Raw genomic sequence first — 11,355 nt, 5'->3', positions numbered from 1 at the left:
CGCACCGCCCGCGCCAGCACCGCGGGGGCGACGCCGCCCGGTGCGTCCCGCAGCGCCTCCGCCGCGTCACCGACGGTCGCGTCGGCGTCGACCGCCACCAGCGGACCCGCCGCCGCCAGCGCGTCCCGCACCGCCGTCTCCCCGGGTTCCTCCAGGAAGCCCCACTCCCGCATCCAGGAGTCGCTGTGCACCTTGGACAGGTAGGAGCGCCCCGAGTCCGGCAGCAGCACGACCACCAGGTCCTCCGGGCCCAGCCGCCGCGCCACCCGCAGCGCCGCCGCCACCGCCGTACCGGAGGACGGGCCGGCCAGGATGCCCTCCTCCCGCGCGAGCCGGCGCGCCGTCAGCAGCGACTCGCGGTCCGGGATCCGCTCGAAGGAGTCGACCACCTCCGACCGGTAGGCCTGCGGCCAGCGGTCCTCCACCGTCCCGGGGTGGAGGAAGTGCCCGATGCTCTCGACGAACCACGGGCTGCCGTCCCCGCCCCCGTACGAGGAGGACTCCGGGTCCGCGCCGACCACCGTCACCGTGCCGCCGGAGGCCTCCTTCAGATAGCCGCCGGTGCCGGTGACGGTGCCGCCGGTGCCGACGCCCGCGACGAAGTGGGTCACCCGCCCGCCGGTCTGCTCCCAGATCTCGGGACCGGTGGTCCGGACATGGGCCTCGGGATTGGCCGGATTGTCGTACTGGTTGGCGAGCCAGGCGCCGGGGATCTCCTCGGTGAGCCGCTCGACCACCTTGAACAGGTGCCGCGGGTCCTCCTGCGGCACCGCGGTCGGCCCGAGCACCACCTCCGCGCCGTACGCCCGCAGGATGTCCGCCTTCTCGGGCGCCGACCTGTCCGCCACCCCGGCGATCACCCGGTACCCGCGCTGCCGGCCGACGATCGCCAGGCCGATGCCGGTGTTCCCGGAGGTCGCCTCGATGATCGTCCCGCCCGGCTTCAGCAGGCCGTCGCGCTCGGCGGCCAGGACCATGGACAGCGCGGCGCGGTCCTTGACGCTGCCGCCGATGTTGAGGAACTCGGCCTTGGCGTAGATCGGCGCGGCGAGGCCGGCGCCGAGCCGGGCGAGGCGGAACAGCGGTGTCCCGCCGATCGCGTCCAGGACGGATTCGTGAACTGCGGCCATCGTCGGCCCCTTTCGTCGGCACTTGTCCGACCGAGCCTGCCCAGCCCGGAAGTTCGGTAGACGGCAGCGACACCGTTCCTCATCCGGTCGACACAGTGGACGACGGCCGCGAGCGGGCGCGGACAGACGCAGGGGGCGCGGGCCCGGGTGGCCGCGCCCGCCTCTGCGTCAGGGGCGTGAAGCAGGGGGCATGGTGATGCATTCGCGCCCGCTGGTTCTGCCGCACTCCACATCGCGCACCAGAACCCTCCAGGGCCGCCCCGTCGGGTCGGCCGTGGCGTCCGGGCCGTCGAAGCCCGCGACGCCCGCTTCACCGCCTGACCGCGCCGGGCTCACGCTCCCCGGCCGGTACGGCCGCGCCCGCCCAGCCACGCGGTCAGAGCGGCCCACAGGCCCCGGCGCTCCGACCGCTCCTGCTGCTCCGGCTGCTCCGGCCCCGGAGCGGCCGGCACCCGCAGCGCCGGGCCCTCCGGTGCGATGCCCTGGGCCCGCGCGGCCGCGAGCCAGACGGGGAGATCGGCCAGCAACAGGTCGTACAGCTTCCGGTCGGAGACCGTCCGGGGATCGCGCCCCAGGTGGACGAAGCCGACGTTGTCGATGGGCCGCTTCGCCGGGACCTCAAGCTCGTCGAGCTTCCGCAGGAAGTCGAACTGCCGGCTGTCCGGGTCGCCGAAGCCGATGAACTGCCAGAAGATCGGCAGCTTCGCCGCCCCGCACAGGCGCGCTTCCGCCGCACCCTTGTCGATCGGCCCGCCATCCGTCTGGAACAGGACGAGGGCCGGCGCCGTGGAGCCGCTCTCGCGGTAGTGCCGGACCACCGCGTCCACCGCCAGGTGGTAACTGGTCTTGCCCATGTGGCCGAGGCCCGCGACGATCCGCTCGATCCAGCCCGCATGGTCCGCCAGGGCGACCTCGACCTGGGCGTCGACCTCGGTGGAGAAGAAGACGACCGGCACGCTCCCGTCGTCGTCCAGATTGGCCGCCAGCCCCAGCACCCGGTCCGCGAGCGCCTGGACGCTGCCGTCCTTGTAGTAGGGCTTCATCGAGCCGGAGTAGTCGATCACCAGGTACACCGCGACGCGCTGACCGCTCAGCCCACGCCGCTCGACCGAGGCGCCGGCCGTCTTGTAGAGGCTCACCAGCGCGGGCGCGCTCTGCTCGACCTTGCTCAGACTGACGGCCATGTGTTGCTCCCTCGCTCACTGCGGCAGCCGGGGCTGCCGAGGCACGTGATCGTCAACGCGCTCCGGACACTGTGCGGGGCGGACGGGGGCGGCGGCAAGCCCCTGCCCGGACCAGGCGGGGTCGGCGGCAAGCCCTTGCCCGGCCCGGTCCCTCACCACCCGCCGGGGTGGCGGGACAGCCAGTCGGCGTGCCGCTCCTTCAGCCGGTCGCGCTCCTCCGTCGTGGTCAGGTGGACGTCCGCGCCCCGGTCGTACGGGTGGTACAGCCGCCGCATGCCGGTGTCGGTGACGATCACCCCGCGCTCCAGGACGATCGCGTACTCCCGCTCGTCGTCGGGGTACCGCTTGGACTCCGGCAGGCTGTGGAAGCGCGCCCAGACGTCCCGCCACCGGTCGCTGATCTCGTACCCGACGGGTTCCGTGCCGGGCCACCGCCGCTCCCAGAGCGCCGTCAGTGCCTCGCAATCCGCCTGCTCCTCCTCCCCGACGGCCGGCGAGTCTGCCACATCCGCCCCACCAGTCCCGGCCTGGCGAAATTCCCTCGTCCCGGCCGCCAGGCTCCCGTAGCGTGGTTCGGTCGATCTTGAGGGCAGAACGGGGCACCACATCATGCAGCAGTACCAGGGCTGGGCCGACGAACGCTTCGGCGCCGTCGCGGACGTCTTCGCCGCCAACTTCACCGAGTTCCCCGAACTGGGCGCCGCCGTCACGGTGTTCGCCGGCGGCCGGAAGGTGGTCGAGCTGTGGGGCGGCACGGCCGACGAGCGCACCGGCCGGGCCTGGACGCAGGACACCGTGGTCCCGGTGTTCTCCTGTGCCAAGGGCCCGGTGAGCATCTCCGCGCACCTGCTCGCCCAGCAGGGCCGGCTCGACCTGGACGCGCCGGTCGCCCGCTACTGGCCGGAGTTCGCGCGGAACGGCAAGCAGGCCGTCACCACCCGGATGATCCTCGGCCACCGCGCCGGCATCCCGGCCCTGGACGCGGCGCTCTCCTTCGAGGAGGTCGCCGCCTGGGAGCCGGTGATCCGGGCCGTCGAGGCGCAGCAGCCGCTCTGGGAGCCGGGCACGACCTACGAGTACCACGGCCATGTGCTCGGCTTCGCGGTCGGCGAGGTGATCCGCCGGATCACCGGCCTGACCCCGGGCGCGTTCCTGCGCAAGGAGATCGCCGAGCCACTCGGCCTGCCGGTCTGGATCGGCCTTCCGGAGAGCGAACTCCCGCGCCTGGCCCGGCTGGTGGAAGCCGATGGCCGCCGCCCGATGCCCGGACCGGAGCACCTGCTCACCCGGATCGTCACCATGAACGGCGCCCTGGCCTTCCCCGGCCTGGACGTGCCGCACGGCTGGAACGACCCGGCCCTGCACGCGATCGAGCTGCCCGGCGCGGGCGCCGTCGCCTCGGCCACCGGCCTGGCGGGCGTGTACGCGGCGGCGGCCACCGGACTGGACGGCGGCGAGCGGCTGCTCTCCGCCGACACCGTGACCGACGCGGTGCGCGAAGTCTCCTCCGGCGCGGGCTTCCTGGGCTTCGACCTGGGCGCCCGCTGGGGCTCCGGCCTGCTGCTCGACTCCCCCGCCTTCCGCCCGCTGCTCGGCGCGCGCAGCTTCGGCAACGACGGCGCCGGCGGCCAGTTCGCCTTCGGCGACGACGAGTTCGGCGTCGGCTTCGGCTACGTCGCCAACCGGATGATCGGCCACGGCGACGCCCGGGCGAACCGCCTGATCGAGGCGGTGCGCGGGTGCCTGGGCTGACGGGCTTCCTCCCGCTCGTCACCCGCCTGGCCACCACCGGCGGCCTCGGCGAGCTGCGCTACGGCGCCTCGTTGCCCGAACTCGCCGCCCACTACGGCGATCCGTGGGACGGCGGCCGCATCCACCGGGGCAAGCGTTGGCCGCACGCCTTCGGCTGGGGCGACGTGCCGACGGTGTTCTGCCGCTGCCGCCGGCTCCATTCGCTGTCCCTGCCGGTCTGGCACGGCGAGCTGGACCTCCCGCAGCCGGGCGGCGGTTCGGTGACGCTCGACACCCACGTCGGCGAGACGGAGCTGATGGCCGCGCTGACCGCCTCCGGCGGGACCTGGGAGACGGTGACGTACGAGAACCTCCAGGACCAGAAGAACCTGCTCTTCTCGCCGGCCGAGGAGGTCCGGGTCGAGCTGGTGCTCACCGACCGCGACAGCTACGACCAGCCGCCGTCCCCGGAGTGGGTGCTGCACAAGGCCGTGCTGTGGGGCTTCGAGCACGTCGAGTGCCCCGAGCCGGACCGCGATCTGCCGGACGACGGCTGGGGCGCCACCGAACGCTGATGCGACGGCGGGCCGTGGGCCGTCGACTCCTGGACGGCCCACCGTGAAGCCTCAGAACAACGCCCGCGGGAGCACCACCCGCACCCACTCCTCCGGTTGCGACACGTGCGGGGCGTGCCCGGCGCCCTCGTACAGGTGGCGTTCCGCCTTGGGCAGGGTGAGGTCGATCAGGTCCAGCACCTCGCCGAACATCGGCGCGCTGTCGTCGCTCTGGGTGAGCAGCGCCGGTTCGCCGAACCGGGACAGCCCGGTGAGGTCGAGGTCGAGCGCGTCCGGGTCGCGCAGCTCGTCCAGGTAGGTGGGCGCGTTGCGGATGTAGGTGTGCCGGACCGGCGCGGGCAGCTGATCCCAGGCACCCGGGCCGAGGGCGAGGCTGTCCACGTACAACTCGGCCGCCGCGGCCGACTCGGCCCGCTCCAGCAGCTCCCGGACGGCGGCGATCCGGTCGGCGAAGGCCGTGCCGATCGGGCGCAGGTCCGGGTCGGCGAGCAGGATGCCGGTGCCCGGCGGCTCGTGCACGGCGATCCCGCGCAGCAGGTCGGGCCAGGCGGCGGCGAGCCGGAGGATGACCAGCGCGCCGTAGGAGTCGCCGTAGGCGAAGGCCGGCGCGAGGCCCAGCCCCTGGATCAGCCCGGCCAGGTCGGCCGCGTCCTCGTGCACCGAACCCTGGGTGAGCGGGTCCTCGCTGCGGCTGTGCCCCCGGCGGTCGTAGGCGACCGCCGTGGTGGACTCGGCCAGGCCCGGCAGCACCCGCGCCCAGGAGTCCGCGTCGCTCCAGGAACCGTGCACCAGGACGACACCGGGGCCCTCACCTCGGGCCTCGTAGTGCAGCGCCACCCCGTTCACCCTGATCTCGGCCATCACGAGTCTCCCGATCTCGGCGGTGCTCCCCCACCAGCCTGACACAACCACCGGGAAGGCTCAGATCCGCCGGTGGCGGGCCCCGTCACGGGGCACGGAGGGTGGCGAAGATCATCCCCGTGCGTGATCCGGCCGCCGCACGGCCCGTGCCAGGCTCGACGCATGCACTACGACGTACGCCGGATGGCCGCCGGGGAGTGGCGGGAACTGCGCGGGATCACGTTGGAGGCGCTGCGGGACTCCCCGAAGGCCTTCAGCTCCTCGTACACGGACTCCGCCGCCCGCCCGGAGGACTACTGGCGGCACCGGGCCGCCCAGGGGGCCACGGCCCGGGAGTCCGCCACCTTCACGGCCGGTGACGAGACCGGCGCCTGGGTCGGGATCGCCGGCGTCGAGCCCCTGCCGGACGTCCCCGACCACGTGCACATCCACTCGGTCTACGTCACCCCCGCGCACCGCGGCGCCGCCGGCCCGGCCGCCGACCTGGTGCGCGCGGTCGTCCGCCACGCCCGGGAGCACACCACCGTGGGGGCGCTGACCCTGGGCGTGCACGAGGACAACGGGCGCGCCCAGGCCTTCTACCGCCGGCTCGGCTTCGAGCCGACCGGCACGGTGGTCCCCTACGTCCGGAACCCGGCGGAGCGGATCCTCGTCCTCGGCTACCCGGGTTTCCGGTAGCCGCGAACGCGGCGGGGACGAACCGCAGCGTGACGGGGACAAGCAGCGAACGCGGCGGGGGACGAAAACCGCAGCGCGGCGACGGCAAGCCGCGAACACGGCAGGGGCGGCCCGCCGGCCGCCGTCAGTTCATCACCCGCACCGGCGGCTCGTCCCGCGTCCCGTCCTCCGCCACCACCGTGAACCGCTCCGAGCCCGACACCGACAGGTCCACCGGGTAGAGCGACGCGGTGTCGTTGACGTCCAGCACGGCGCTCTGCCGCCCGGTGTCCGCCTCCACCCTGGTCACCCGGCCCCGGGTCATCGCCCACACCGAGCCGCCGTCCACCACCAGGCCGGTCACCTGGTCGTCCAGTCCCGCCGTCCACCGCTTGCCGCCGTCCGTGAGCGAGTACGCCAGCAGCCGGCCGGTGGCGGTCCGGCTCGGGTGCCTGCCGCCGCTGATGCCGACGTCGCCGGGCTTCTCGCCCGGCACGACGAACAGGTCCCCCACCACCACCCCGCCGAACAGCGGCCGGGCGCTGAACTCGTCGAAGGCGTGCAGCCCGCCCAGCATCACGTCCAGGTCGTACTCGTCCCCGGCGACCGGTATCGCCGCCCGCTGCCGGCCGGTCCGGTCGTAGCTGAGCACCGCGTGGGTGCCGCGCTCGGCCTGGGCGTCCACCCACACCGCGAGCGGGTCGACCGACACCACCGCGAGGTTCTTCAGCCCGCCCGCCGCGGGCAGCGCGATCCGCTGCTGCTCCCGGCCGTCCGCCGGCGCCAGCGAGCGCAGTACGGGCGCCGCGTCACCGCACTGCGCGACGGTGACGGCGTCCCCGGGCCCGCCCGCGACCTGCAACGGGGAGCAGCCGGGATCGGCCGCGCTGCGCCAGACGTCCCGGCCGTCCGCCAGCCGGACGGCGCGCCAGCCGGACCTCTCCTGGAGGAGGGCCTGCTGCCCGGCCACCGCGACCACGTCCGGTGTCGCGTCGTCCCCGTCCCGGGCGGGCGCGTCCACGGTGGCGGTCCAGCCCTCCGTGCCGTCGGCGAGGTCGAGCGAGGTGACGGCCGAGCACGGTGTGCCGTGCGGCGAGTGGCCGATCAGGCCGACGGCGCCGCCGCGTCCCGTCCCGTCGGGCCCGGTGCCCCTGCTCATCGCGCACACCGAGTCCTCCCCGGGCGGGGTCCAGCGCCAGGCGACGGCCCCGGTGGCGCTGCGGTACGCCACCACCAGGTCCGGCCTGGCCCGCACCACCAGGTCCCCGCTGGTCCAGCTGCCCACCGCGCGGATCGTGGACGGCCGGTCCAGCGGCGCCTTCCAGGAGTCGTTGAGGCCGTCCCCGGCGAAGCCGACGAAGATCCCGAGCCCCAGCAGCGCACCGACGGCGGCCGAGGGGAACCCGGCCTTCGGGTGGATCAGCGCCCAGACGAAGCCCGCACCGCAGGGCATCAGCCCGAGGATGCTGATGATCCCCATGTACGCGAGGCTGTCGCCGCCGAACCCGTTCGCCGGGCCGGACAGCACCGCCAGCCCCATGCTCGCGAACATCGCCCCCAGCACCCCGCCGGAGACCACCATCCAGGTCTCCCTGTCCCAGGCGAACCTGGCTCCCCGCCTCGCCCGGACGACACTGTCCTCGGGCCGAACAGCCATGCCGGTCTCTCCCCTGCAACGCGCCGCCCACCGCATCGGGGCGACGATCATCGGATCGTCGCAGAGCGCGCCATGATCCGAAACAAAGAGCAGGGAAAACCCCGGCCATGACCCGCACATACCAGGCCCCGGCCACCGGGACCATGACGGATCCTCGCCGCCACCGCGGGCCTCCGGCTCCGCCGAGCCCACCCCGTTGCCGGCCCCCCTACCCCTGCCCCGGTTCCCCGCCCGGAACCCAGTTCCCGTGCAGGCCCAACGGCACCCGCACCGGCAGGTGGACCCGGGCGACGGGCTCGCCGGTGAAGTCCTGGGCGGCGAGGATCACCAGGTCCGTCGCGCCCCGGTCCGGGTCGAGGACGTACGCCATCAGGTATCCGTCGTCCTCCGCCGCCGGCGACTCGGCGGGGACGAACACCGCCTCGCCCACCGCCCCGTCGCGCCCGAACTCGTGGGCCTCGACGGTCCCCCGGCTCAGGTCGTGCTTGAGCAGGGCGTTGCTGAAGCCCTCCGCCGGGCGGTCGTCCCCTGGGCCGGCCGGCGACGCGTAGAGCTCCACGGCGGCCGCGTATCCGTAGCGGTAGGGGCGGCCGGTGTGACGCGAGTTGAGGCGCGGGAACTCCTGGACCCGGTCGTCCAGCCGCTCCTCCCGCACCGTCCCCGCCGCCAGGTCGATCGTCCAGCGGTCGAGCGTGGGACGGCTCGCACCGATGGTGCGCAGGTCCATGCCCGGAGGGTGGCGCACGACGTCGACGACCAGCGAGTCCGCCGACCGCTCGTACGCGTTGAGGGTGTGCCCGACCAGGTGCGGCGCGAGCTCGAACCACCGCACCGCGCCGCCCTCGCGCGGCATCACCCCGACCCGGGCGGCGCGCCGCTCGTCCCAGGTGAAGGGCACGCCGGTGGCCAGGTGCGCCGCGCTGAACACCACCGGCGTGTCGTACAGCAGCACGAACCGCTCGGTGAGCGCGAAGTCGTGCATGTACGGGTTACCGGGCACCTCGATCAGCGTGCTGCGCCGGACGGTGCCGCCGCCGTCCATCACGATGTGCTGCACGTGGTCCGAGCCGTAGCGGAAGGCCAGCGAGTGCAGTTCCCCGGTGTGCGGGTCGAGGATCGAGTGGGCGTTGGCGCTGTACCCCTCCGGCGTGGCGCCCAGCTCGCACGGCCCCACCGTGTCCAGCTCGTAGGTGAGTTCGTAGGGGCGGATACCGCCCTCGATCAGCGCGTAGGTGCGCCCGCCGAGGCCCGCGACCTGCACGTTGGGGGAGATGTCCAGCCGCTCGTCGACGGGCGTGCCGCGGCGGGGCTCGCCGAGCCGGTCGGCGACCGCGCCGGAGCGGACCCAACGGTTGCGGTACCACTCGGCGCGACCGTCGCGGATCCGGACGCCGTGCACCATGCCCGCGCCGAGGGTCCACAGGTGCGCGGCCGGGTCCTCGATGCCCAGCGGATTGGGGCCGTTGCGCAGGTAGCGGCCGTCGAGATGGGCCGGTATCCGGCCGGTGACGGGCAGGTCGTAGGCGGTGACCTCCTCGGTCAGCGGGGCGAAGTTCCCGGACAGGTAGCGGTTGCGACTCGTGCCGTTGCTGCTCGCGCCGTCGCGGCTCGTGCCGTTGCTGCTCACGGTGTCCCGGCTCATGGTGTCGACCTCACGTCAGGTGATGATGGGGTGTCTGCGCCGAACGCCCGCCCCAGCGCGGCCATCAGCGCCTCGTAGCGCGCCCCGGCCTCGGCCGGTGCGAAGTGGCCGGCGAGCTCCAGGCTCACCGCGCCGTGGGTGGCCGCCCAGAACAGTCTGGAGACCTCCTGGGCGTCGCCGGGCCGGAAGGCTCCGGCCGCCATGCAGGCGTCCACGGCGGCCACCGAGGCGCCGAACGCGCTGTCCGCCACGGCCAGCGCCTCCGCGCCGGGCCGGAATCCGGGCACCGGCTGCTCGAACATCACCCGGTAGTAGGCGGGTTCGGCGATCGCCCGCTCGCGGTAGGCCCGGCCGAGCTCGGTCAGGTACGCCAACGGGTCCTCCCCGCGCGGGATCTGTTCCTGCGCCCGGCGCAGCCGCGCGAAGCCCTCGCGGTACAGCGCGTCGAGCAGCCCCTCCTTCCCGCCGAACATCGTGTACAGCACCTTGGTCGAGGAACCGATCTCGGCGGCGATCCGGCGCACGGTCAGCGCGGCGGGGCCTTCGGCGACGAGGAGGGTGATGGCGCAGTCGAGGATCACGGCGCGTACGGCGTCCTGGCCGACCCGCTGCGCGTCCTGGTAGGGCGTGCTCATGGGTAACAACGTAACCGATGGGAAACAGTGTTACCAGCCCTTGGTGCGAACACGGCCCGAGCCCGCCCGCGAACCCCTGCACGAGCCCCTGTGCCCACCGCCGTGTCACGTTCCGGCGGCCTGCCCGGTCCCTGCTGGCGGCGGCCTCACGGCCCGGCCCGAAGGACTCGAAGAACTCGAAGGAGCGGACGATGCGCGTACTGCTGGCAGGTGCGACCGGGGCCATCGGCGCCCCGCTGACCCGGGTGCTGATCGGCGCGGGCCACCAGGTCCTGGCCCTCGCCCGCTCCGAGCACTCGGCGCAGGCCGTCCTGGCCGCGGGCTGCACGCCCGTACGGGCCGATGCGCTGGACCGTGAGGGGCTGCTGCGCGCGGTGGACGGCCTGGCCGCGGACGCGGTGGTCCACCAGCTGACCGCCCTCCGCACGCCCTCCCGCAGGGTGGCCGCCGACAATCCGACCAACGTGCTGCGCGTCCGCGGCTCCGCCAATCTGCTGGCCGCCGCACGGGTCGTGGGCGCCGAACGCTTCCTCACCCAGTCCCTGGTCCTCGGGTACGGCTATCGCGACCACGGAAGCCGGTTCCTCGGCGAGGAGGCCCCGTTCGGCGTGTACGGCACGGGCCCCCGGGCCACCGCCTCCGACCATGTCGTCACCGGCCTGGTCGAGGCCGAGCAGCGGGCCTTCGACGCTCCGCACGTCGCCGGGATCGCCTTGCGCTACGGCCTGTTCCACGGCCCGGGCACGTGGTTCGACCCGACCCCGGGCACCCGCCCGATGCCGGTTCCGCTGGGCGGTGGCGGGGTGGTGCCGTGGATCCACGTCGAGGACGCCGCCACCGCCACGCTGGCCGCGCTGGAGCACGGCCGCGCGGGCGAGGCGTACAACCTCGCGGGCGACCACCCGGCGAGCTTCGGCGAGTTGGCCACCGCCACCCGCCGCGGCCGCCCGGCCCTCCGCCTCCCCGGCTGGGCCCTGCGGGCCGCCGTGCCCTACCTCGGCGAGCTGATGCTCGACACCACCCTGCGGGTCTCCAACGCCAAGGCCGCTCGCGAGCTGCACTGGACCCCGCGCCACCCCGATCCCCGGGCCGTACCGGCCGCCGGCCCGCACTGAACGGCGGGCACCGGGCCCCACCCGCCCCCCGGCCCGGAGCAGGAAGTCGACCCGACCGACTTCCCGCTCCACCGACCCGCCCCTCGCTGATCTCCGTCGGCCCGGCCCGGGAGCGCGGACGGCCCGGCGGGCGGCGCACCTGGGGGCCGGCGGGCCGAGCGGCACTGG

The 11,355-nt window shown here is 74.4% G+C and carries 10 protein-coding genes and 1 pseudogene; 4 read left to right on the top strand and 7 right to left on the bottom strand.

The genetic code is table 11. From position 1 onward, the window contains the following. The 3 genes and pseudogenes from KS423_RS25875 to KS423_RS25865 all read right to left on the bottom strand — a co-directional run. The coding region (locus KS423_RS25875; protein ID WP_224282172.1) for a PLP-dependent cysteine synthase family protein at nt 1–1,130 on the bottom strand (1,130 nt) is incomplete at its 3' end. Between the two features lie 476 nt (nt 1,131–1,606). After that, nucleotides 1,607–2,314: pseudogene (locus KS423_RS25870) on the bottom strand (VWA domain-containing protein); the annotation flags it as partial. Between the two features lie 152 nt (nt 2,315–2,466). After that, complete coding sequence (locus KS423_RS25865) at nt 2,467–2,820, bottom strand: hypothetical protein (protein WP_224282171.1); 354 nt, start codon at nt 2,818–2,820, stop codon at nt 2,467–2,469. 103 nt (nt 2,821–2,923) lie between these two features. Between KS423_RS25865 and KS423_RS25860 the strand changes: the two genes are divergently transcribed. Next, the gene (locus KS423_RS25860; RefSeq protein WP_224282170.1) at nt 2,924–4,066 is read left to right on the top strand and encodes a serine hydrolase; all 1,143 of its coding nucleotides are present in this window, start codon (nt 2,924–2,926) and stop codon (nt 4,064–4,066) included. Continuing rightward, nucleotides 4,054–4,620 (top strand): hypothetical protein, encoded by a 567-nt coding sequence (locus KS423_RS25855; protein ID WP_224282169.1) that lies wholly within the window; start codon nt 4,054–4,056, stop codon nt 4,618–4,620. The genes KS423_RS25860 and KS423_RS25855 overlap by 13 nt, the downstream gene beginning before the upstream one ends. Before the next feature lie 51 nt (nt 4,621–4,671). Here the strand turns inward: KS423_RS25855 and KS423_RS25850 are convergent, their stop codons facing one another. Then, nucleotides 4,672–5,481, bottom strand: coding sequence for an alpha/beta fold hydrolase (locus KS423_RS25850; RefSeq protein ID WP_224282168.1), 810 nt, complete (start codon nt 5,479–5,481; stop codon nt 4,672–4,674). A 162-nt stretch (nt 5,482–5,643) separates the two neighbouring features. On the opposite strand from KS423_RS25850, the gene KS423_RS25845 reads away from it, so the two are divergent. Then, nucleotides 5,644–6,159, top strand: coding sequence for an N-acetyltransferase (locus KS423_RS25845; RefSeq protein WP_224282167.1), 516 nt, complete (start codon nt 5,644–5,646; stop codon nt 6,157–6,159). A gap of 124 nt (nt 6,160–6,283) precedes the next feature. On the opposite strand, the gene KS423_RS25840 is transcribed toward KS423_RS25845, so the two are convergent. The 3 genes from KS423_RS25840 to KS423_RS25830 form a co-directional block, all read right to left on the bottom strand. Next, the gene (locus tag KS423_RS25840) at nt 6,284–7,795 is read right to left on the bottom strand and encodes a PQQ-binding-like beta-propeller repeat protein (protein WP_224282166.1); all 1,512 of its coding nucleotides are present in this window, start codon (nt 7,793–7,795) and stop codon (nt 6,284–6,286) included. 208 nt (nt 7,796–8,003) lie between these two features. Beyond that, on the bottom strand, nt 8,004–9,437 hold the full coding sequence (locus tag KS423_RS25835; RefSeq protein WP_224282165.1) for a carotenoid oxygenase family protein: 1,434 nt from the start codon (nt 9,435–9,437) through the stop codon (nt 8,004–8,006). Then, nucleotides 9,434–10,072, bottom strand: a complete 639-nt coding sequence (locus KS423_RS25830) for a TetR/AcrR family transcriptional regulator (RefSeq protein ID WP_224282164.1) — start codon at nt 10,070–10,072, stop codon at nt 9,434–9,436. Before KS423_RS25830 ends, KS423_RS25835 begins: the two co-directional genes overlap by 4 nt. A gap of 191 nt (nt 10,073–10,263) precedes the next feature. Here KS423_RS25830 and KS423_RS25825 point away from each other — a divergent pair, with 191 nt between their 5' ends. Beyond that, a complete protein-coding gene (locus KS423_RS25825; protein ID WP_224282163.1) occupies nt 10,264–11,187 on the top strand; it encodes an NAD(P)-dependent oxidoreductase in 924 nt (307 codons plus the stop codon). Nucleotides 11,188–11,355: the final 168 nt, after the last annotated feature.

Source organism: Streptomyces sp. LS1784 (assembly GCF_020103755.1).
In the GTDB taxonomy this organism is placed as follows: Bacteria; Actinomycetota; Actinomycetes; order Streptomycetales; family Streptomycetaceae; genus Kitasatospora.
The sequence above is the reverse complement of the archived record's forward strand: the minus strand, read 5'-3'. Positions and strand labels throughout refer to the sequence as shown.

Bases quoted from the DNA above. Each gene is read 5' to 3' on its own strand.
- KS423_RS25860 (WP_224282170.1), top strand. From the start codon at position 2,924: ATGCAGCAGTACCAGGGCTGGGCCGACGAACGCTTCGGCGCCGTCGCG.
- KS423_RS25850 (WP_224282168.1), bottom strand. From the start codon at position 5,481: ATGGCCGAGATCAGGGTGAACGGGGTGGCGCTGCACTACGAGGCCCGA.
- KS423_RS25845 (WP_224282167.1), top strand. From the start codon at position 5,644: ATGCACTACGACGTACGCCGGATGGCCGCCGGGGAGTGGCGGGAACTG.
- KS423_RS25840 (WP_224282166.1), bottom strand. From the start codon at position 7,795: ATGGCTGTTCGGCCCGAGGACAGTGTCGTCCGGGCGAGGCGGGGAGCC.
- KS423_RS25835 (WP_224282165.1), bottom strand. From the start codon at position 9,437: ATGAGCCGGGACACCGTGAGCAGCAACGGCACGAGCCGCGACGGCGCG.
- KS423_RS25830 (WP_224282164.1), bottom strand. From the start codon at position 10,072: ATGAGCACGCCCTACCAGGACGCGCAGCGGGTCGGCCAGGACGCCGTA.
- KS423_RS25825 (WP_224282163.1), top strand. From the start codon at position 10,264: ATGCGCGTACTGCTGGCAGGTGCGACCGGGGCCATCGGCGCCCCGCTG.